This window comes from Bradyrhizobium lupini, from assembly GCF_040939785.1.
Taxonomy (GTDB): Bacteria; Pseudomonadota; Alphaproteobacteria; order Rhizobiales; family Xanthobacteraceae; genus Bradyrhizobium; species Bradyrhizobium canariense_D.
Window position 1 is genome coordinate 452639 of record NZ_CP162553.1, and the last position, 19628, is coordinate 472266.

19 protein-coding genes and 3 pseudogenes are annotated in these 19628 nt (G+C 65.0%); 14 read left to right on the top strand and 8 right to left on the bottom strand.

Annotation, left to right across the window (positions count from 1 at the left end; translation table 11 throughout):
- Positions 1–26 precede the first annotated feature (26 nt).
- From AB3L03_RS02440 to AB3L03_RS02470, 7 genes and pseudogenes are all read left to right on the top strand, one after another.
- Positions 27–952: pseudogene (locus tag AB3L03_RS02440) on the top strand (peptidylprolyl isomerase).
- Positions 952–1967, top strand: a pseudogene (gene pdxA / locus AB3L03_RS02445) (4-hydroxythreonine-4-phosphate dehydrogenase PdxA). Before AB3L03_RS02440 ends, pdxA begins: the two co-directional pseudogenes overlap by 1 nt.
- Positions 1964–2824: a 16S rRNA (adenine(1518)-N(6)/adenine(1519)-N(6))-dimethyltransferase RsmA gene (gene rsmA, locus AB3L03_RS02450; protein ID WP_018459098.1), complete on the top strand. Its 861-nt coding sequence runs from the start codon at positions 1964–1966 to the stop codon at positions 2822–2824. Before pdxA ends, rsmA begins: the two are co-directional and overlap by 4 nt.
- Before the next feature lie 16 nt (positions 2825–2840).
- A complete protein-coding gene (locus AB3L03_RS02455) occupies positions 2841–3899 on the top strand; it encodes an alcohol dehydrogenase (RefSeq protein ID WP_018459099.1) in 1059 nt (352 codons plus the stop codon).
- Between the two features lie 86 nt (positions 3900–3985).
- Positions 3986–4147 (top strand): Flp family type IVb pilin, encoded by a 162-nt coding sequence (locus tag AB3L03_RS02460; protein ID WP_018459100.1) that lies wholly within the window; start codon positions 3986–3988, stop codon positions 4145–4147.
- A 71-nt stretch (positions 4148–4218) separates the two neighbouring features.
- Positions 4219–4455 (top strand): hypothetical protein, encoded by a 237-nt coding sequence (locus AB3L03_RS02465; protein ID WP_018459101.1) that lies wholly within the window; start codon positions 4219–4221, stop codon positions 4453–4455.
- Positions 4456–4816: 361 nt separating this feature from the next.
- Positions 4817–5533 (top strand): Crp/Fnr family transcriptional regulator, encoded by a 717-nt coding sequence (locus tag AB3L03_RS02470; protein ID WP_018459102.1) that lies wholly within the window; start codon positions 4817–4819, stop codon positions 5531–5533.
- Between the two features lie 9 nt (positions 5534–5542).
- Here AB3L03_RS02470 and AB3L03_RS02475 read toward each other — a convergent pair whose 3' ends face one another.
- Positions 5543–6280: a Crp/Fnr family transcriptional regulator gene (locus tag AB3L03_RS02475; RefSeq protein WP_368508182.1), complete on the bottom strand. Its 738-nt coding sequence runs from the start codon at positions 6278–6280 to the stop codon at positions 5543–5545.
- Between the two features lie 158 nt (positions 6281–6438).
- Between AB3L03_RS02475 and AB3L03_RS02480 the strand changes: the two genes are divergently transcribed.
- Both AB3L03_RS02480 and AB3L03_RS02485 read left to right on the top strand, forming a co-directional pair.
- Positions 6439–6678 (top strand): hypothetical protein, encoded by a 240-nt coding sequence (locus AB3L03_RS02480; protein ID WP_368508183.1) that lies wholly within the window; start codon positions 6439–6441, stop codon positions 6676–6678.
- Between the two features lie 17 nt (positions 6679–6695).
- Positions 6696–7397 carry a Crp/Fnr family transcriptional regulator gene (locus AB3L03_RS02485; RefSeq protein WP_247368394.1) on the top strand — a complete coding sequence of 234 codons (702 nt, stop codon included), beginning with the start codon at positions 6696–6698 and terminating at the stop codon, positions 7395–7397.
- 65 nt (positions 7398–7462) lie between these two features.
- Here the strand turns inward: AB3L03_RS02485 and AB3L03_RS02490 are convergent, their stop codons facing one another.
- Both AB3L03_RS02490 and AB3L03_RS02495 read right to left on the bottom strand, forming a co-directional pair.
- Positions 7463–8077, bottom strand: a complete 615-nt coding sequence (locus AB3L03_RS02490) for a cupin (protein WP_247368396.1) — start codon at positions 8075–8077, stop codon at positions 7463–7465.
- Positions 8078–8243: 166 nt separating this feature from the next.
- The gene (locus AB3L03_RS02495; protein WP_085352917.1) at positions 8244–9236 is read right to left on the bottom strand and encodes a LysR family transcriptional regulator; all 993 of its coding nucleotides are present in this window, start codon (positions 9234–9236) and stop codon (positions 8244–8246) included.
- Between the two features lie 113 nt (positions 9237–9349).
- Between AB3L03_RS02495 and AB3L03_RS02500 the strand changes: the two genes are divergently transcribed.
- The 5 genes from AB3L03_RS02500 to AB3L03_RS02520 all read left to right on the top strand — a co-directional run bounded on the left by AB3L03_RS02500 (position 9350) and on the right by AB3L03_RS02520 (position 14958).
- Positions 9350–10330: a Bug family tripartite tricarboxylate transporter substrate binding protein gene (locus tag AB3L03_RS02500; protein ID WP_368508184.1), complete on the top strand. Its 981-nt coding sequence runs from the start codon at positions 9350–9352 to the stop codon at positions 10328–10330.
- A complete protein-coding gene (locus AB3L03_RS02505) occupies positions 10330–10941 on the top strand; it encodes a protocatechuate 3,4-dioxygenase (RefSeq protein WP_026233735.1) in 612 nt (203 codons plus the stop codon). Before AB3L03_RS02500 ends, AB3L03_RS02505 begins: the two co-directional genes overlap by 1 nt.
- 791 nt (positions 10942–11732) lie before the next feature.
- Positions 11733–13079, top strand: coding sequence for a caspase family protein (locus tag AB3L03_RS02510; RefSeq protein WP_247368749.1), 1347 nt, complete (start codon positions 11733–11735; stop codon positions 13077–13079).
- Between the two features lie 28 nt (positions 13080–13107).
- Positions 13108–13596 carry a hypothetical protein gene (locus tag AB3L03_RS02515; RefSeq protein ID WP_204510992.1) on the top strand — a complete coding sequence of 163 codons (489 nt, stop codon included), beginning with the start codon at positions 13108–13110 and terminating at the stop codon, positions 13594–13596.
- 150 nt (positions 13597–13746) lie between these two features.
- A complete protein-coding gene (locus AB3L03_RS02520; RefSeq protein WP_368508185.1) occupies positions 13747–14958 on the top strand; it encodes a hypothetical protein in 1212 nt (403 codons plus the stop codon).
- Here AB3L03_RS02520 and gmk read toward each other — a convergent pair.
- The 5 genes and pseudogenes from gmk to AB3L03_RS02545 all read right to left on the bottom strand — a co-directional run bounded on the left by gmk (position 14891) and on the right by AB3L03_RS02545 (position 19570).
- Entirely contained in the window at positions 14891–15550 is a 660-nt protein-coding gene (gene gmk / locus AB3L03_RS02525; RefSeq protein WP_018459113.1) for a guanylate kinase, read from the bottom strand. The genes AB3L03_RS02520 and gmk overlap by 68 nt on opposite strands.
- Before the next feature lie 3 nt (positions 15551–15553).
- Positions 15554–16441 carry a YicC/YloC family endoribonuclease gene (locus AB3L03_RS02530; protein ID WP_018459114.1) on the bottom strand — a complete coding sequence of 296 codons (888 nt, stop codon included), beginning with the start codon at positions 16439–16441 and terminating at the stop codon, positions 15554–15556.
- Between the two features lie 118 nt (positions 16442–16559).
- Positions 16560–17834: an endolytic transglycosylase MltG gene (mltG, locus tag AB3L03_RS02535; protein ID WP_204510990.1), complete on the bottom strand. Its 1275-nt coding sequence runs from the start codon at positions 17832–17834 to the stop codon at positions 16560–16562.
- A gap of 125 nt (positions 17835–17959) precedes the next feature.
- Positions 17960–19222: pseudogene (fabF, locus tag AB3L03_RS02540) on the bottom strand (beta-ketoacyl-ACP synthase II).
- A gap of 108 nt (positions 19223–19330) precedes the next feature.
- Positions 19331–19570, bottom strand: a complete 240-nt coding sequence (locus AB3L03_RS02545) for an acyl carrier protein (protein WP_006020277.1) — start codon at positions 19568–19570, stop codon at positions 19331–19333.
- Positions 19571–19628: the final 58 nt, after the last annotated feature.

Sequence of the window (19628 nt, forward strand, 5' to 3'; positions counted from 1 at the left end):
ACCCGGCTGACATGCGAGCGACAAATATGACGATCCCATTGCCTGTCTTCCGCCTCTTCCTCATCCTCGCCGCCCTGCTGCTGGCCGGCGCGCCGTTGCGTGCGCAGAACATCGTCTTGATGGTCAACGGCGATCCCATCACCGACTTCGACATCGAGCAGCGCTCCAAGCTCGACCAGCTGACGACGCAGAAGACACCGGCCCGCCAGGACGTCATCAACGAGCTGATCGACGACCGGGTGAAGATGAAGGAAGGCAAGAAATATGGTGTCGACCCCGGCGTCTCCGACATCAACCAGTCCTACGAGGGCATGGCGCAGCGCATGCGCATCTCGCCGGACCAGCTCACCAAGTCGCTCGAGGTCAAGGGCGTCCGCCCCGAAACCCTGAAGAGCCGCATGAAGGCCGAGATGGTCTGGACCAGCCCGTGCGCGGCCGCTTCAAGGAGAAGCTGCTGGTCGGCGAGAAGGACGTCGCGCAGGCCGTGCAGGCCCAGACCGGCGACAAGCTGCAGATCGAGGGCACCGAATACAAGATGCAGCCGATCGTGCTGATCGTGCCACGGGGCTCGTCGCCGGCGTTCCTGGAGACACGGCATAAGGAAGCCGAGCAGTATCGCTCGCGCGTCGGAAGCTGCGAAGAAGCCAATTCGCTGTTCCGCTCCACGCCGAACGCCACCATCCGCGACGTCGTCACCAAGACCACCGCTGAATTACCCGAGGCGCTGCGTAAGGTGCTCGACGACACGCCGATCGGCCACCTGACCGCGCCCGAGACGACCAAGGCAGGCATCGAGATGGTGGTGCTGTGCTCGCGCAAGCCGACCATGATCGACACGCCGAAGAAGCGCGAGGTCCGCGAGAAGATGTATCAGGAGAAGTACGAGAAGACCCAGAAGACCTATCTCGAGGAGCTCCGCAAGGCGGCGATGATCGAGTATCGCAACCGCTGATGGCCAAGCAGCCTGCCAAGCCCCTCGCCCTGACGCTGGGAGAGCCTGCCGGCATCGGCCCCGACATCACCATCGCAGCCTGGCTCAAGCGCCGCGAACTGGACCTGCCCGCCTTCTATCTGCTCGGCGACGAGGCGCTGATCGCCCGCCGCGCCAAGGCGCTCGGCGCTGCCGTCAGGATCGCTTCGGTGACCACCGGCGAGGCCGAGGCCGCCTTCCCCGAGGCCCTGCCCGTGGTTGCGTCCGGCGAACCCGCGAGCGCCGCGCCCGGCAAGCCCGACGCATCGAGCGCGCCGGCCGCGCTCGCCTCGATCCGCCAGGCGGTCACGGATGTCCGCGAGGGCCGCGCCGGCGCCGTTGTCACCAATCCGATTGCCAAGAGCGTGCTCTATCGTGCCGGCTTCCGCCATCCCGGCCATACCGAATTCCTCGCAGAGCTCGCCGCGGAAGACGGCCCCACGCCGCAGCCGGTGATGATGCTGTGGTCGCCGCGGCTCGCCGTAGTGCCCGTGACCATCCACGTCTCCTTGCGCGATGCACTGGCCCAGCTCACCAGCGAGCTGATCGTCTCGACCGTGCGCATCGTCGCGACCGAACTCAAATCCCGCTTCGAATCGCGAATCCGCGCATCGCGATTTCCGGCCTCAATCCGCACGCGGGCGAGGACGGCTCGCTCGGCCACGAGGAGCAGACCGTGATCGCGCCGGCGATCAAGACGTTGCGGGGCGACGGTATCGAGGCGAAGGGACCGCTCCCCGCCGACACCATGTTCCACGAAGCCGCGCGAAACAGCTATGACTGCGCCGTCTGCATGTACCACGACCAGGCGCTGATCCCGATCAAGACTGTGGCCTTCGATGACGCGGTCAACGTCACGCTCGGACTGCCCTTCATCCGCACCTCGCCCGACCACGGCACCGCCTTCGACATCGCCGGCACCGGCAAGGCCAATCCGGCAAGCCTGATCGCTGCGTTGAGGCTTGCGAGCCGGATGGCGGCTGCGAAAACCCGATGAGCACGATCGATGACCTCCCGCCGCTTCGCGAGGTCATTCGCCAGCACGCCTTGTCGGCGCGCAAATCGCTCGGCCAGAACTTCCTCCTCGACCTCAATCTCACCGCGCGCATCGCGCGTGCGGCGGCTCCACTCGAGGATTCCACCATCATCGAGATCGGCCCCGGCCCGGGCGGGCTGACGCGCGCCCTGCTCGCGCTCGGCGCCAGACGCGTCATCGCCATCGAGCATGACGAGCGCGCGATCCCTGCCTTGCAGGATATTGCTGCGCGCTATCCCGGCCGTCTCGAGATCGTCCATGGCGACGCCATGACCTTCGACCCGCGCCCGCTGCTATCAGGCGAAAGAGCAAAAATCGTCGCCAACCTGCCCTACAACATCGCGACCCACCTCCTCGTCGGCTGGCTCACCACCGAACCCTGGCCGCCCTGGTACGAAATGATGGTCCTGATGTTCCAGCGCGAGGTCGGCGAGCGCATCGTGGCGCGCGAGGACGAAGAGGCCTTCGGCCGACTCGGCGTGCTCGCCAATTGGCGCTGCGAGACCAAGATCCTGTTCGACATCGCGCCGTCCGCCTTCGTGCCGCCGCCGAAGGTTACGTCTTCCGTTGTGCGACTGATCCCGCGCGAAACGCCTCTCGCCTGCGATCGCAAGCTGCTCGAACAGGTCGCGGCCGCCGCCTTCGGCCAGCGCCGCAAGATGCTGCGGCAAAGCCTGAAGGCGCTCGGCGCCGATCCCGCGCGGCTCGCCGCCGCTGCCGGCGTCGATGCGACGCGGCGCGCGGAGACCGTTCCGATTTCCGGCTTTGTTGCCATGGCCCGTGAATTGGCCAATATACGCAGCGAAACAGAGAGATAATTTCGGAGGAAGAAATATGGCGTTGATGCGTCGGCAGTCCCTCGTCAAGTTCGATGCGCCGCTGTGCGAGACCATCGTCGAGACGCCGAAGCCGCAAGGTCGAGAGGTGCTGGTGCGGATCGAGCGTTGCGGCCTCTGCCACTCCGATCTGCACATCCAGGACGGCTACGCCGATCTCGGCGGCGGCAAGAAGCTCGACACCACGCGCGGCATGACGCTGCCCTTCACGCTCGGCCACGAGATCGCGGGCGTGGTCGACGAAGTCGGCCCCGAGGTATTCGCCGGTCTCGTCGGCAGCAAGAAGGCGGTGTTTCCGTGGATCGGTTGCGGCCAGTGTCGCGACTGCGCCAATGGCGACGAGAATCTCTGCGCCAGACAGCGCTTTCTCGGCGTCTCCATCGACGGCGGCTTCGCCACCCACGTGCTGGTGCCCGACGCGAAATATCTGCTCGACTACGATCCCCTGCCCGTCAACCAGGCCGCGACGCTGATGTGCTCCGGCGTCACCGCCTACGGCGCGCTCAAGCGCCTGGTCGACCGGCCGCGCCAGCGCAACCTCCTGCTGATCGGCCTCGGCGGTGTCGGCATGATGGGCCTTTCCTTCGCGGCGGCCATGTTCAAGCAGCCGATCACGGTCGCCGACCTCAGCGGTGCCGCGCGCGAAACCGCGCTGAAGAACGGCGCGGCGGTGGCCTACGATCCGGCCGAGCCCGACGTGGTCAAGCGCATCCTCAAGGAAACCGATGGCGGCTTCGACGAGATCGTCGACTTCGCGGGCAACGAGAAGTCCATGGCTTTCGCGGTCGCCGTCGCCGCGCGCGGCGGCAAGATCGTGGTCTCCGGCCTGATGGGGGGCCAGTTCACGTTGCCGATGGTGCAATGGGTCTACAAGCGCATGACCATCGAGGGCTTCATGGTCGGCACACTCACCGAGGCTCACGAGCTGATGGCGCTCGCCCGCGCCGGCAAGATCAAGCCGACGCCGATGCGCGAGGAGCCGATGGCCGACGTCCAAACATGGATCGACGAGCTTCGCGCCGGCAAGGTCGTCGGCCGCATCGTGCTCAAGAACTAGAAACTGACGCAGACCCGTGTTCCAAATTGGGGAACCCGCTGCAGAATACGGTCCTCGCCAGCTCTCTTTTTGGATTTCTGGCAACCATGCAGACGATCCGCCGCTTCCTCGCCGACGAGTCCGGCGCCACAGCGATCGAGTACGGCCTGATCGCCGCCGGCATTGCGCTTGCGATCATCGCCGTCGTCAACAATCTCGGCGCGACGCTGAACAAGAAGTTCACCTCGATCGGCAGCTCGCTGAAGTAGCGGGCACGCGCGCCAATTCAAAGCATTCGTCTGTCCCGCGGAACGGCAACGGCCGCGCCGCGTTGGCAGCCATGTCCATTCGCTGCACCGTCGAGAACGCATTCTTCATCGCCTGGAGTTTCCTGGAGCAGAGCGGAGAGCTCGGCTCCCCGGACGAGACGGCGAACGTCCTGCTCGACGCCATTGAGGCCCAGCTCAGGACCGGCGAGCGCCGGCAACTGATGCTCGCCAACAGGGCGATCGATGCCTATCGCGCCCACGCGGAAAAAGGCCGGCCCGCGCACGATTGCGAAGCACGCTTCGGGTGACGAACTTCGGGTGATGAACATCCCGGCCGCCCTCGGGCCCGCCGGCCCGGCGGCGTTGAGGTATAGGCCGGCGGTCGGTCGGGCAGAGCGCACGGGCTGCGGCGCTCCGCGACGAGCGCGCTACGCTGGAGCCGCGCCCCTGCTGTGTGCACTCCTGCACAGAGCTCGCAATGTTGAAGGCCGCTGGGTTCGGCTGCGCCATTGCCTCGTCCCATGCCTTGCCAAAACTTTCTGGAATTCCGCAAGCCGGAGGCCATTTTTCAACGGCTGAAAAACGCCTTGTGTGCACTTTGGAACCGTCGGCTCCGTCACGGAAACGTAGGGTTCTGGCCGGTGCCGATTCCCGGCCAGAGCAAGACATGTGACCGGTCGGCCCCAGAACGATCTTCTCCAGCAGCTCAGCCGCCCGGATTTCGAACTGCTCGCGCCGCACCTCCAGCCGGTCGAACTCGAGGCCGGCCACATCCTTTATCATGCCGGCGACGAGGTGGCGGCGGTCCATTTTCCCTGCCGCTCCACGCTCGTGTCGTTCGCCGTGCCGGTCGAGGACGATCGCGAGGTCGAAAGCCTGCTGGTCGGGCGCGAGGGCGCGGTGGGCATTGCCGCCGGCCGCAGCGCCTCGCTGGCCTATTCGCGCATCGTCGTGAAGCTGGGCGGCACCCTGCTGCGGCTGCCGCCGCGCGTGCTCGAGCAGGCCCAGCAGAGGTCGGCCACGCTTCTGCAAATCTTCTCTCGCTACGCCGACTGCCAGTTCGCGCAGCTGCTCCAGACCGCGGCCTGCAATGCCGCGCATTCGATCGAGCAGCGCGCCGCCAAGTGGATCATCTCCGCGCAGGAGCACGTCGGCGGCCCCGAGATCCCCCTCACCCATGAGCAGCTGGCCGGCATGCTCGGCGTGTCCCGCAGCTATGCCAGCCGCGTCATCCAGATGTTCAAGGCCAGGCGGATCCTCGCGACACGCCGCGGCGCCATCCTGATCCTAGATGCGCCGGCGCTCGAAGCCAGAGCCTGCTCCTGCAACGACTGGGTGAAGAAGCACTTTGACGAGGTGATGGGACGCACGGCCGCGGACGGTTAGCTTTAGGTCTCACGCATGCGGCGGCGATTGGCGCTTCAAGTGCAGATAGGTCGGACTGAAGCCTCCGAGCCGCTGCAATTCGCGCCATTTCATGACGATGAGCTCGCCGTCGTGCATGTCCATGGTCCCGCTCCGCCTGAGGTCGGCGAGCGTCCGGTTCACCGTCGCGATCGCCATACCCAAGGTCTCGCCGAGCTGCGCCAGGCTGAGCGGCAGGCGGCAGCGATTGCCGCGGACGAGCTGCGCTGCGCGGGCGCGGTAGAACAGCTCGCAGAACAGGTGTGCCATGCGCGCGTGCATCGGCCGGGCGCTGTTGTTGGTGATGGCCTCGCGAAAGATCGCGGCATCGAGCAGGGTCTCGCGCCAAACCGACAGTGCGAAGGTCGGCCGTCGCCGGAAGGCAATGAACAATTCGCGATGCGGGATGAAGGCCACCGAGGCAGGCCCGAGGGCGCAGAGGCCATGGTCCATCTGGTCGATGAACAAGCCCTGGGAGTCCGGCAGGTCGCCGGACAGATGGAACGCGAGGTATTGCCGCCGGCCGCTGTCGAGCAAACGGTAGCGCGCGATCATGCCGGAGACGACCAGCGCCGAATGCTCGGGTTCGTCGCCCTGACGGATGAAATCCTCGTTCGGCGCGAACTCGCGCTGCACAAAGGTCAGCCCGCGAATTTCGGCGACATCCTCCTGGGCGAGCGCGGTGTGCTCGCCCAAGTTCCGGATCAGCACGTCATGCGCTTTTTCCATGTGTCCCGCCAAAAATCCTGCCGGTTCGATCAAATGATACATCTGGCCCGTATCCAGCGGACTAGAACGCGGGTCGGAAGCACAGGTTGCTACCGGTCTGCGACATTACTTGGTTGCAGCCCACCGTCCCTCGATCGCTGACTGCGCCCGCCATTCGCATGAGCTCTACGACGATCCTGAAGCGCATTCGCCACCTGTTCGCATCGGAGTCGGGCGAGCACCTGGACAGTATCAGCGCTGCCTTCCAGCGAGGCGCGCTGAACGAGCCGGCGCGGCCGATGTCGGATCAGGAGCTTGCGCGCGCCATCCGCGAGTTCCAGGCGGTTCCCCTGTCCGATTGGACCATCGCGAAACTCTCACGATGCCTGCTCGAGCCGGCGATGCCGGGTGACGACTGAAACACCTCCTCCTCTCCATGCCGCACCCCAAGTTCATCGCACATCTCCAGGCGATTGAAGGCCTCTCCGACGACGAACGCCGCCAGATCGCGGCTCTGCCGTCCACGCTGCGCCAGGTCTCCGACGGCGAAATCCTGCTGCGCCAGGGTGAAGATGCCTCTCGCTGCGTTTTCGTCGTCAGCGGCTTCCTCTATCAGGCTCGCATCGTCGGCGATCGCAGCCAGATCCTCGCCTTCCACGTTCCCGGCAACATGCCGTGCCTGCACACGCTGCTGGTCTCGCCGATGGATGCGGACCTCGTCGGGCTTGGCCCTTCCATCGTCGGCTACGTCGCACACAGCCCACTCAAGCAGCTGCTCGACGGCTCCATTCACCTGACCCGCGCGTTCTGGCGCGAGACGCTGATCGATGCGGCGATCTCGCGACAATGGATCGCGCGCCTCGGCGCACAGGCGGCACTGCCGAAGGTGGCGCATCTGATCTGCGAGCTCGCCGCAAGGCTGGCGGTCGTGGGCCTCGTCAAGAACGGCCGCTTCCAGATGCCGATGACGCAGCGGCACGTCGCCGATGCCTGCGGATTGTCGATCGTCCACGTCAATCGCACCATCCAGGAGCTGAGAGGGCGCCGATTGATTGCCTGGGAGGGAAGCGAGATCGAGCTGTTGCAACTTGACGAGCTTCGCGCGCTCGCGGATTTCACGCCGGATTATCTGACCTGACCAAGACGGGCGGCGTTCCAACGAACGACATTCGAAACCGGCACAGCGAAAGCGATCCCCCCGCCTCACGATCGCGATGGCTTTATCCGCCATGATTTGAGCAACGGGCCGCCGGCACCCAGCACGGGATCGGTCTTCGGCTTGCGGACCTTGGCGATGCGTTTGCTGGCGTCAGGACGCTCTCGCGTGTCGGTGCACTCGTCATACGTCCCCTCCTGCGGATACGCTCCGACGACCAGGAAGTCCCGGCCGGACTCGATCAGCCGGTGTCCCGTGCCCGCGGGAAGGACCAGAACATCTCCGGCCTTCACGCTCAGGATTCGCCCCTTGATCCCGCCGCACTCGATCCTGGCCGTGCCGCGTGCCACGCCCATCACTTCGTGGATCTGCGAATGATAGTGGACAAAGTCATAAACCGTATCGCGCCAAGAGCGGCCCCAGCCGTGACGATCGAACATCGTGTCGATGATGACCTCTGGAGCAAAACGCCGGGTCTTCAGGTTCACCGCGCCGCGATAGAGCAAGACGGGAAAATGCGGGTTATTCGGCACGATGCCATCGTCCTGGAAACGGATGGCTGTCGGCTTCCGAGCCCGCACGAGCGCCCGCAGCGTTGCCGCGTCGGGGTGATCCTCAACGAACTTCTTGGCGAGATTTTTGATCTGGTCCTTGATCGGCATGGCGTCTCCTCAGCCGCAATTAAACGACGGCCGGAAGGATAAGTTTCCCGAGGTGATCCGGTTGGACCGCCATCCCCTCGGCGTCATTTCCGGCGAAGACAAGCATTCCAGAAATCGTTCCGCGGCAGCACTCCGGAATGCTCGCTGCGCTCGCCCGGCCACCGCCTTACCCCGGGGTAGCCGACGATGGCCGCGCAGGAGCGGAACGACGCGCGTTTCGCTTACCTGCGAGCGGCTTTGCGACCTCCCGGGCGCACTCGACGAGCAGCCGCTGAGCAGGGTTTGGCGTTCTGCCCTTCATCGCAATGATCCCGATCGGCCACATCTGAATAGGCATTTCCACCGGTAAAACCTTCATCGACAGCCGCTTCGCGCTGAAGTGCAACATCGATGCCGGAAGGAAACTCAGGAATCGTTCCGACGAGAGCAACGCCGACTGCATAAGGATCGAATACACGGTTACGCTGGCACGTGGCACCTCCAGCCCGGAGGCGTGAAATGCGTTGGCAATCCAGCCGCCCGGAAAGCTTTCGCGCGGCGGCAGGCACCAACGCTCGTTGACCAGCTCGTCGAGGCGGATCTTGCGCCGCCGCACCCACGGACTGTGCAAGCCTGCGACAACGACACCGCTTTCGTGCAACAGCACTTCGACATCGGTATCGGCAGCCGGTGTCGGGCTCGGCAGGCGCCCTATCATGAGGTCGATGTCGTGATTGCGCAGATGACGATCCTGAAGCTCCGGCGGTTCGCCCTCGATGATGTGAAGCGCGAGCCTCGGATATTGGCGGGATAGCCGGTCAATGATGGCGGGCAGTAGTCCGGCCATCACGGGCTCGGTGCTGCCAATGCGCAATTCACCCACCGCGGGATCAGCGAGCGATTGCAGCTCGTCGACGCCACTCCGCAAATCGTTGCACAAAGCAATGCTGCGCTTGAGCAAGGCCTTGCCGTAAAGCGTGGGCTCAACGCCGAGCCGGCTGCGCTCCAGAAGCGGAAGGCCGATCGTTTGCTCCAGGCTTGCGATCATCTTGGATATGACAGGCTGAGAAATTGCTAGGTGCTCGGCCGCCTTCGCCATGCTCCCGTATTCCACGACGGCGATAAACACGTTCAGTTGCCGCAGCTTGATCCGACGGCTGATCTGGGATGCATCGAGCATGCGACCCTTTCCGAAATGGAATAGAACTATCGAGAAATAGAACTTTTCTTATATAGGTCCGCGGGACAAGCTGCAATTCGCGTTACCCTCCACCGCCAAGGATTGGAGCAGCCATGTCGAACATTCACGTACCCCGTCGCACCTTCCTGCTCGGAAGCCTCGCGGGATTGGTGCTGCCCGGCAAGGTCGCCGCGCAGCCTTATCCGTCCAATCTCATACGTGTTGTCGTCCCTGCCGGCGCGGGGACACCGCCCGACATCATCAGCCGCATGATCGCCGACGAGCTCGCGGCCAATGAAGGCTGGCGACTTGTGGTGGAAGATCGCCCCGGTGCGCTGCAGACCATTGCCATGAACGACGTGAGCGGTCGTCCGGCGGACGGCTATACACTGCTGACCATGAGCCTTCCGATGACGGTCACCCCGGCCCTGCTTCCGAAGGCGGAGACACGGGCGGATGTGGATTTCGATCCGGTGATCAAGATATCGAAATCCTACACCGTGCTCGTTACAACGCCTTCCTTGCCGGTCGACTCGTTAGCCGGTCTGGTGGCGTTGCTCAAGAGCAAGCCAGGGAAGCTCAACTTCTCTTCCGCGGGCTTCGGCACCCCCTCGCACCTGATCGGCGAAATGTTTGCATTGCAGGCGGGCGTGCGCGCCACCCACGTGCCCTACCAGCAGTTTTCCCAAGCAATCACCGATCTGATCAGCGGCAACGTCCAATACATGTTTGTCACCACGCTTCCGGTTATTGACCTCATTGCGACCGGCAAGTTGCGAGCGCTTGCCGTCACCGCCCCCACCAGGATTGCTGCCCTGGGAGACATTCCCACTGTGATCGAGGCAGGCTTTCCCGATCTGGTGACAGCCGATTGGATCGGCTTTGCAGCGAAGCGTGGAACGGCTGCGGAAGTAACGTCGCAGCTCAACAAGGCAATTAACAAGGTACTTCTCGAGCCGAAGATCCGCGCTTCCCTCGACAAGATAGGAGCCGTAGCCGTGGGTGGCACCGCCGCAGAATTTGGTGAGGGAATCCGGAGTGACATCGCCCACTGGGCCAAGGTCGTCAAGGATGCGGATATCAAGCTGCCTTGATGAGCCAGACCCCATCCAAAGCCCAGACGAGTGGCCGCGATGCAGCAGCATTGGCGATCACGCCGCCGCAGATTGTCGGCCCGTTCTACCCGGTCTCGGAGCACCCCGATCTGGCAACCGATCTGGCGCGTCCAAGCGGCAGCACCGCTGAGGCGCTGGGCCAGCTCATCCATCTCAGCGGACGCGTGCTCACGCGTTCGGGAGCGCCGGTGCCGCATGCACGCATTGACATCTGGCAAGCCAACGCGGCGGGGAAATATCGTCATCCGAGTGATATCAATCCGGCGCCGCTCGATCCCAATTTCAAAGGCTTCGCGCGTCTCACAACGGATGCGGCCGGGCACTACAGCTTTCGTACCGTCAAACCGGGCCGCTATCCGACAGCAGAGGGCGAGGTCAGGCCGCCGCACATTCATCTCACCGTTGAGGGGCGGTTCGATTGCCTGGTGACCCAGTTGTATTTCGCTGGCGAAGAAGAAAACGTGACCGACCGCTGGCTCAATGCGGCCCCGCATCCGGAAAGGTTAATCGTTACTCTGCAAAATTCGCCATCACGCCTTGAGAGGCATGCGTTGATCGCGCATTTCGACATTGTTCTTGCCAGCGGATGACAAGCGTTTCAGGTGGCTCCAAGCCCGATTTGGGTCGTTCGCCACCGGCGCTGACGCGTCGGGCAAAACACCCCCGTCAAGGCCTCCGCGCAAAAATATTTCGCTTTTCCGAATTTCGGATTTGTGGCATACGCCCGTCATCCTGGCCCTGCCAAAGGGGCGTTCGCGACCGTCACGACATGCGGGCCGGGTGGCGGTGGACGCGGCAGCGACGGCGCGGGCGGCGTGACGACAGGGCGGGCAACCGTGAGTCCTCGCGCGACGCGTACGACACGGCGCTGGAGAGCGGGCTTGTCGGTCATCGGGGGTGAGCACACGCAAGCCCTCGATGATTTCGGCCGGACCGTCCGCGGATGGAGAAGTCGTGTGGTCCTGACGCCCGGGGTCTGTGCGTCAAGCCTCGCGGTGATGTGGCGGCCCGACCGGGCGCGCGCATCATCGATCGGCCAGGCGACGGGGGCAATAGTGCATCGCTCCCCGGGGAGAGCACGAAGGACACCGTTAAAACCATCCGCGCAGGGAAGGCCGGGCGATCGGCCACCCTATCGGTCCACCCCGTGTGCATTCCTGTAGCGCACGGACCAACGGGTGCCGCCGGCGCCCGACCTTCCCTGCGCCCTTTGGCCTCCAGTTGGGCGATGAACGGCAGCAAGGTTCGGGCAGAATCTGCCGCGGGAACGCGCAAGCGTGCGCCCTCCCCGGCGCGACCGGCCAACGCTGTACACACTGTCGCACCGCTTTTCGCCCGCGCCTCGAGCTGGTAGAATGGCGATATTGTTTGGGGAATTTTGATGCGCGCGAGGATTTTCAATCGCGTCCCGGGGCTGGCGATGCTGGTCGCAGCCCTGCTCGTCGTCGCAACGCACCCGGCATCGGCCGAGAAGCGCATCGCGCTCGTGGTCGGCAACTCCGCCTACAAGAACATCACGCCGCTCGACAATCCATCCAAGGACGCGAGCCTGATGGCGGACACGCTTGGCCTGCTCGGCTTTACGCTGGTCGGAGGCCGCGCCCAGCTCGATCTTGACAAGGGCGCGATGGATCTGGCGGTGCAGAGCTTTGGCCGGCAGGTGCAGGGCGCCGACGTCGCGCTGTTCTATTATGCCGGCCACGGCGTGCAGGTCTCGGGCGCCAACTATCTCGTGCCGGTCGGCGCCAATCCGACCCGCGAGGCCGACGTCGACTTCCAGATGACCGATGTCAACCTCGTGCTGCGCCAGATGCAGGGATCGGGCACGCGCCTCAACCTCGTGATCCTGGACGCCTGCCGCAACAACCCCTTCGGCTCACGCGGCCTGCGCGCCTCCGATGGCGGCCTCGCGCAGATGCGCGCGCCCGAGGGCACGCTGATCTCCTACGCAACCCAACCCGGCAACGTCGCCCAGGACGGCAGCGACGGCCACAGCCCCTACACCAAGGCCTTGGCCGCGACGGTCCGGACCGCGGGCCTCGACGTGTTCCAGACCTTCAACCAGGTCGGCCTCGCGGTGAAGCGCGCCACGTCCGGCGCGCAGCAGCCCTGGGTGTCGTCCTCGCCGATCGACGGCACCTTCTATTTCGTCGCCCCCACGCAAACCGCGCCGCCGCAGGTCGCAGCGATGCAGCCCGATCCGCCGCCGGCGGATCGGCTGCGCGCCGATCCGGACCGCGTCCCCTTGCGCGATGCCGCCCTGCTGAGCGAACTCAGCGAGCGGCTCTACGAGCTCAATTTCGATCCTGACAGCCCTGATGGACTGACCCGCGCGATCACGAAACTCCAGCAGCGGATTTCCATGGCGCCGACGGGCGAAGCCACCGAAGGCCTGCTGTTGCGGATGCGCAAGATGGAGGACCTGAAGCCATGGGGCTCGATCGTCTACGGCCCCGACGGCAGCAAATGGGGCATCTCCTGGAACCACGCCTCGCGGCGCGCGGCGGTGGCGGATGCGCGCGGCAATTGCGCCGGCGCCAAATGTCCGATCGAGCTGTCTTTCTATGGCAACCGCTGCGGCGCGTTCGCGATCTCCGACAAATCCTGGTCGCTGGTCCAGCGCGACAGCGTGCAGCGCGCGAAAGATGCCGCGCTTGACGAATGCGGCAAGGCTGGCAAAGCTTGCCGCATTATCGGTTCCGTCTGTGCCGACGGCTCCGGCCGCTGATACGATTTTTCATTCTGGATTTTTACTCATGCGCGCCATCATCCCTGCGATTGCCCTGACCGTCTTCCTGTCCGCCGTCGGCGCTCCACCGTCCGCCGTTGCGCAGTCCGGCAGCGCCGGCGGCTCGATCGGCAATGACGAGAAATCGCTGTCCGGCTCGCGGTCGGATCGTTCCGCCGAGCCGGCCCCCTCGGCGCGTCGCAGCAAGCCCGCCGAGGAGCCGCGCAGCTCCTCGCGACGCGGTGGTGGAGGCGGTGGCGGGAGTTTCGACGGCGCCTGGATGGTCGTCAGCGTCGGCTGCGGCGGCACCACGTCCGGCGCGGTCGTGGTCTCCTCGGGCAAGGTCATAGGCCAAGGCGTCACGGGTACCGTCAGCGCGAGCGGCGCGGTCAGCACGTTCGGTCAAGGTGATGGCGTGACCTTTACCGGCTCGGGCCGCCTCGCTGCCCGCAGCGGCTCCGGTTCCTTCCGCCGCTCGGACGGCTGCGGCGGAACCTGGACTTCGACCAAGCAATAGCAGCGAAAAAGTCTGGTTTCGCGGGGGAACGAACGCCGCGCAAGCCCGATTCAGGCCACATCCTCTCCGGATTTGCGGCTCATTGCCACCCAAGTCTTTGACGACAAAGGGAAGGTAACGAGTTGCGTCATGCGTAATCGGGAGACCAGGATGGGCAACCGCACCGCAAAATTCTTATCTGCCCTCGTAGGCAGCATCATTGCCGGCGCGCCACTTGCCGCCGTGTCGCAGAATGCATCGACGCCACCGAGCACGGCAAATGCCGCGAGCGACTGCCTTGGCTCGCCAAAGGGCGCCGCGCCGCAGGGCCAGCATTGGCATTATCGCCTCGAGCGCGCGACCAAGCGGCAGTGCTGGTATCTGCGCGCCGAAGGCGGCAAGGCCACCCAAACCGCACAGACTGCGCCCGATACGCCTGCAGCGGATTCAGCCGTGCCGCAGCAGCACTCGGTCGAGGACGCGCGCGCCGAATATCTGACGCCGCAGAGCATCGCCGCCGTGAAGACGCCTGCACAGGCGGGACCGGCGCCGACGCAGCAAGCTGCGAACCCCTCCGCTGACGCCAACGCACAGCAGCCCGCCGTCGCCGGGCGCTGGCCCGACGCCTCCACGGCGTCCGCCGCGCCCACAGAGCAGCCGTCGCCTGCACCTGTCGCGGCCGCCGCGCAGCCGACCGCGAAGCCGGCGAAGTCCCCTGCTCCGATGGCTCTGGCCGCGGCAGACAGCACCGCCGACAAGCAGACCGGCTCGCTCCAGATGCTGCTGCTCGTGATCGGCGGCGCGCTGGCGCTTGCCGGCATCCTCGCCAGCGTCATCTACCGCTTCGCCGGTGGACGCATGCGCGTCCAGGCCGCCGACCAGCGCCGCGTCAACTGGGACAATTTTGAGCCGCACGATCACGACGATGGCCGTGCACCCTGGCTCAACGCTGCGCCCGCCGGCGCGCCGCACGCTCGGCAGCCCCGCCCGGTGGATTTCGATGCCCTGCGTCCGCAGTCAACCCAGCTCAAGACCGCGCAGCCCGCCGCGATCGATCGCGAGATCGATGTGATCGACGAGCTCGCCCCGCAAGCGCAAGACCAAGTCCACGTCGAGGCCGCAGAGCTCGACGAGGCCGATATCTTCAACGGAGAATTCCAGATCGACGCCGCACCGCAGCTCGCGGCCAACGACGTGAATGACGAAGAGCCGGCCGGCCATGACGACGCGGGAGTCGAGAACGCCATCGACATCGACGTGATCACGACGATGCTGGAACGGTTGGCGAAGGACGGGCCGCGGCTGACGCAGCCTACTAGCCTTGAAGTTGACCTTGCAGACCTCGCACGAAGCCCACGAGGCCGGTCTGCCGCTCGCGCTTGAGGCGTTCGGCCTTCAGGATCGACTGCACCTCGGCGAAGGCCTCGTCAACGTCGTGGTTGATGACGATGTAGTCGTACTCGGCCCAGTGGCTCATCTCGTGGCTGGCGCGGCTCATGCGCTTGCGGATCACCTCGTCGGAATCCTGCGCGCGCGAATGCAGCCGCTTCTCGAGATCGGCAGCCGAGGGCGGCAGGATGAACACGCTGACGACGTCGGCGCGCGCCTTCTCTCGGAGCTGCTGCGTGCCCTGCCAGTCGATGTCGAACAGCACGTCCTGCCCGGCTGACAGCGCCGCCTCGACCGGCGCACGCGGCGTGCCGTAACTGTTGTCGAACACGGTCGCCCATTCCAGCAGCTGGTCGGCTTTCACCATCGCGCCGAAGGTAGCCTTGTCGACGAACGAATAATCCCTGCCGTCGACCTCGCCCGGCCGCATCGCCCGCGTGGTCGCCGACACCGACATTCGAAGGCCGGGCATACGGTCGATCAACATGCGCGACAGCGTCGTCTTGCCCGCGCCCGACGGCGAGGACAGCACGAACATCAATCCGCGCCGCTCGACACCATCAGTTCCGTGACCGCCAATCGTCATCGATCACTCCAGATTCTGGACCTGCTCGCGGAACTGCTCGACCACGTTCTTCATGGCGAGCCCCGTATTGGTCAGCTCGATGTCGTTCGACTTCGAGCAGCAGGTGTTGACTTCGCGGTGAAACTCCTGCGCCAGGAAGTCGAGCTTGCGCCCGACCGGGCCGCCCTTGCCGATCAGCTCGCGCGCCTGCGCGATGTGCGAGGCGATCCGATCGAGCTCCTCGCGGATGTCGGCCCTGGTCGCAATCAGGATCGCTTCCTGCATCAGGCGGTCGGAATCAAAACGGTCGGAGGTGTCGAGGAGGCTCGCGATCTGCTCGGCGAGCCTGGCCTTGACCGCCTCGGGCTTGCGACCCGGCGCGGCCTCCGCCTTCTTCGCCAGCTGCTCGACCTCGTCGACGCGCTGGATCAGGATCTGCCCGAGCGAGGTCCCCTCACGCTTGCGCATCTCGACGAGTTCGGCGAGCGCCTTGTCGAAGGCATCCGCGGCGGCGGCGCGCGCGGCCTTGTCCTCCTCCTCGTCGCCCTCGGGCTCGGCGACCTCAATGACCCCCTTGATGGCCAAAAGCCCGTCGACGCTCGGCGCGACCGCATCGACCTTGCCGGCGATCACGGCGGCGGCCTTGAGGACGGCGTTGAGCACGTCCTCGTTGACGCGGACGCTGGTGGCTGCATTGGCCCGCTTGACGGTCAGATTGGCGTAGACGGTGCCTCGTGAGAGCAGCTCGGCGGCGCGCTTCTTGGCATGAGCCTCAAGCTCGTCGAACCCCTGCGGCAGCCGCACCCGCAAGTCAAAGCCCTTGGCATTGACCGACTTCAATTCCCATTCGAACGTATACGGCCCACTCGCGCCGTGGCTTCGGGCAAAGCCGGTCATGGACGACAACGCCATCAGGTCAATTTCTCCAGAAGCACGGGATTCGCGCGGCCATCAAGCCACGCGAATCTTAAGACTATTTTGCAGGAAAATGTAATCCGCAAAGTCCCGCGGGGCAGGTCTACGCGCAGGCCTAGCGCTGCACCACCGGGGGCGAGGCCTGCACCGCGCCTTGTCGGGCCGGCGGCGGACCCGCGGGGCGAGCGGCCGGCGGCTTCTTCTGCTGGTTGGGGCGTGCCGGCGTCGTCGCCGTCGGCGTATCGGCGGCGCCGGGCGCGGCGCCGGCCGGCGGCTGCGCGTCCTCGGCCGGCTCGACCGTGTCGTTCTGGATCTGCTTTTCCATGGCGCGCAGCTTGGCGACGTTCTTCTGGTGCGCGTCGTAGGTCTCGGTAAAGGAATGCCCGCCGGTACCATCCGCGACGAAATAGAGGTCGCGGGTACGGGCCGGGTTGGCGGCAGCCTCGAGCGAGGCGCGGCCGGGGTTGGAGATCGGGCCCGGCGGCAGGCCCTCGATGACATAGGTGTTGTAGGGCGAAGGCTGCGTGATCTCGCTGCGCTTGATCGGACGGCCGAGCGTGCCCTTGCCGCCGACGAGGCCATAGATGATCGTGGGATCGGACTGCAGCTTGATCCTCTGCTTCAGGCGATTGACGAACACCGCGGCGACACGGCTGCGCTCGTCAGGCTTGCCGGTCTCTTTCTCGACGATCGAGGCCAGCGTCACCAGTTGCTCCGGACTCTTGACCGGAATGTCCTGATTGCGGCGCTCCCAGATCTCGGTCAGCACGCGCTTGTGCGCCTGCTGCATGCGCTGGATCACCTGATCGCGCGGGGTGCCGCGCGGGAACTTGTAGGTCTCGGGCAGCAGCGTGCCTTCGCGCGGCAGCTCACGCACGCTGCCGGTGAAGATGTCGTTGTCGGACAGGCGCGCCACGATCTGCTCGGAGGTGAGGCCCTCCGGAATCGTCACGGCATGCTGCACCACCTTGCCCTCGACGATTGTGGCAATGACGTCGCGCAAGGACGCGTTCTTCTGGAACGAGTATTCACCGGGCTTGAGGTCCGAGCTCGCCTTCAACGCAGCGACGCTGGCAATGAACGCCCACGGATTGACGTCGGTCACGCCTTCCCGGTTCAGCGTCTCGGCGATGTCGCGCTTGCCGGCGCGCTGCGGGATGTTGACGATCTTGTCTTCCTTCAGCGGTCCCGGCGCCTCGAGCACCTGCCGGCCGTAATAGTACACGCCGCCCGCACCGATCATTGCAATCAGCAGCAGGGTGATGATGGCGTTGCCGACGATCACGAACGGATTGCGCGCGCGGTCCGATCGCTTCGGCGGCGGCGGGACCTGCTCGGGCTCGAGCGCTGCCCGCGGGCTCCGGGGCGAAATGGGCGGCCTTTCACTCATCGAAGCAACCTGAATCCTGCCGGTTCAAATGCGACCCGACAATCGCTTGTCTGGCCAAGTACACGCGCCCACTTGTATGACTATCGCCGAATACGGCAAAACGGTGGATTCGTCGCAAACACAAACTATTGGACCGGACGCCGGAAGATCACCGACGCGTTGGTACCGCCAAAACCGAAAGAATTCGACAACGCGACGTTGACCTCGCGCTTCTTCGCCTTGTGCGCCACGAGATCGATCGCAGTCTCGACCGATGGATTGTCCAAGTTGATGGTCGGTGGCACGACATTATCGCAGATCGCGAGAATGGCGAAGATCGCCTCGATCGCGCCAGCCGCACCCAGAAGGTGACCGGTCGACGATTTGGTCGAGGACATCGCGACCTTGGAAGCGGCATTGCCGAGCAGACGTTCGACCGCACCGAGCTCGATCTCGTCACCGAGCGGTGTCGAGGTGCCGTGCGCATTGATGTAGTCGAGATCGGACGCGGTGAGGCCGGCGCGCTTGAGCGCTGCCGCCATGCTGCGGAAGCCACCGTCGCCGTCGGGTGACGGCGAGGTGATGTGGTAGGCATCGCCCGAGAGACCGTAGCCGATCACCTCGGCATAGATCTTCGCGCCGCGGCGCTCGGCGTGTTCGAGCTCTTCCAGGACCAGAACGCCGGCGCCCTCGCCCATCACGAAGCCGTCCCGGTCCTTGTCGTAGGGACGCGAGGCCTTCTCAGGCGTTTCGTTGAAGGCTGTCGAGTGCACGCGCGGCGTTGAAGCCGGCAATGCCGATGCGGCCGATCGGCGATTCCGCGCCGCCCGCAACCATGACGTCGGCATCGCCGAGCGCGATCAGGCGGGCGGCATCGCCGACCGCGTGAGCGCCGGTCGAGCAGGCCGTGACCACCGAATGGTTCGGCCCCTTCAGCCCATGCTTGATCGAGACATAACCGGAGGCGAGATTGATCAGGCGGCCCGGAATGAAGAACGGCGAGACCCGGCGCGGCCCGCGTTCCTTCAGCAGGACCGCAGTCTCGGCGATACCGTTGAGGCCGCCGATGCCGGATCAATCATGGTGCCGGTGGCGCATTTATCCTCTTCGGTCTCGGGATGCCAGTTGGCATCGTCGAGCGCCTGGCCGGCTGCGGCCATGCCGAAGATGATGAAGTCGTCGACCTTGCGCTGGTCCTTCGGCTCCATCCAGATGTCGGGATTGAAAGTGTCGTTGGTGCCGTCGCCGCGCACGACCGTGCAGCCGATCTTGGTCTGAAGATCGGAGACATCGAAGCTCTCGATTTTGCGTGCGCCGCTTTCGCCGTCGAGGATGCGCTTCCAGGTCGGCTCGACTCCGCAGCCGAGTGGCGAAACCATGCCAAGACCCGTAACGACAACCCGCCTCATGTCCGAAAACTCCGCATCGAAAGATTCACGGCCAATAACAAGAAACCGGCTGACCGCTGTTGGGCGGTCCGTCCGGTTTCAATGTTGTCCCCGCGAAAATGAAGAGCGTTAGCTCTTCGCGTTCTTCTCGAGAAACTTGGTGGCGTCGCCGACGGTGAGAATCGTTTCCGCGGCATCGTCCGGAATCTCGCAGCCGAATTCCTCTTCGAACGCCATCACCAGCTCGACGGTGTCCAGACTGTCGGCGCCGAGGTCGTCGATGAAGCTCGCAGCGTCGACAACCTTCTCGGGTTCAACACCAAGGTGTTCGACCACGATCTTCTTAACCCGCTCGCCAATCTCACTCATTGCATAACCTCGTGTTGTTCCCTGTAGACCCGACCCCCCGGGACGATACGAGCCGTCG

What these genes read in the sequence shown, in the direction of transcription:
- rsmA (WP_018459098.1), top strand. Translation starts at nt 1,964, where the DNA reads ATGAGCACGATCGATGACCTCCCGCCGCTTCGCGAGGTCATTCGCCAG.
- AB3L03_RS02455 (WP_018459099.1), top strand. Translation starts at nt 2,841, where the DNA reads ATGGCGTTGATGCGTCGGCAGTCCCTCGTCAAGTTCGATGCGCCGCTG.
- AB3L03_RS02460 (WP_018459100.1), top strand. Translation starts at nt 3,986, where the DNA reads ATGCAGACGATCCGCCGCTTCCTCGCCGACGAGTCCGGCGCCACAGCG.
- AB3L03_RS02465 (WP_018459101.1), top strand. Translation starts at nt 4,219, where the DNA reads ATGTCCATTCGCTGCACCGTCGAGAACGCATTCTTCATCGCCTGGAGT.
- AB3L03_RS02475 (WP_368508182.1), bottom strand. Translation starts at nt 6,280, where the DNA reads ATGGAAAAAGCGCATGACGTGCTGATCCGGAACTTGGGCGAGCACACC.
- AB3L03_RS02480 (WP_368508183.1), top strand. Translation starts at nt 6,439, where the DNA reads ATGAGCTCTACGACGATCCTGAAGCGCATTCGCCACCTGTTCGCATCG.
- AB3L03_RS02485 (WP_247368394.1), top strand. Translation starts at nt 6,696, where the DNA reads ATGCCGCACCCCAAGTTCATCGCACATCTCCAGGCGATTGAAGGCCTC.
- AB3L03_RS02490 (WP_247368396.1), bottom strand. Translation starts at nt 8,077, where the DNA reads ATGCCGATCAAGGACCAGATCAAAAATCTCGCCAAGAAGTTCGTTGAG.
- AB3L03_RS02495 (WP_085352917.1), bottom strand. Translation starts at nt 9,236, where the DNA reads ATGCTCGATGCATCCCAGATCAGCCGTCGGATCAAGCTGCGGCAACTG.
- AB3L03_RS02500 (WP_368508184.1), top strand. Translation starts at nt 9,350, where the DNA reads ATGTCGAACATTCACGTACCCCGTCGCACCTTCCTGCTCGGAAGCCTC.
- AB3L03_RS02505 (WP_026233735.1), top strand. Translation starts at nt 10,330, where the DNA reads ATGAGCCAGACCCCATCCAAAGCCCAGACGAGTGGCCGCGATGCAGCA.
- AB3L03_RS02510 (WP_247368749.1), top strand. Translation starts at nt 11,733, where the DNA reads ATGCGCGCGAGGATTTTCAATCGCGTCCCGGGGCTGGCGATGCTGGTC.
- AB3L03_RS02515 (WP_204510992.1), top strand. Translation starts at nt 13,108, where the DNA reads ATGCGCGCCATCATCCCTGCGATTGCCCTGACCGTCTTCCTGTCCGCC.
- AB3L03_RS02520 (WP_368508185.1), top strand. Translation starts at nt 13,747, where the DNA reads ATGGGCAACCGCACCGCAAAATTCTTATCTGCCCTCGTAGGCAGCATC.
- gmk (WP_018459113.1), bottom strand. Translation starts at nt 15,550, where the DNA reads ATGACGATTGGCGGTCACGGAACTGATGGTGTCGAGCGGCGCGGATTG.
- AB3L03_RS02530 (WP_018459114.1), bottom strand. Translation starts at nt 16,441, where the DNA reads ATGGCGTTGTCGTCCATGACCGGCTTTGCCCGAAGCCACGGCGCGAGT.
- mltG (WP_204510990.1), bottom strand. Translation starts at nt 17,834, where the DNA reads ATGAGTGAAAGGCCGCCCATTTCGCCCCGGAGCCCGCGGGCAGCGCTC.
- AB3L03_RS02545 (WP_006020277.1), bottom strand. Translation starts at nt 19,570, where the DNA reads ATGAGTGAGATTGGCGAGCGGGTTAAGAAGATCGTGGTCGAACACCTT.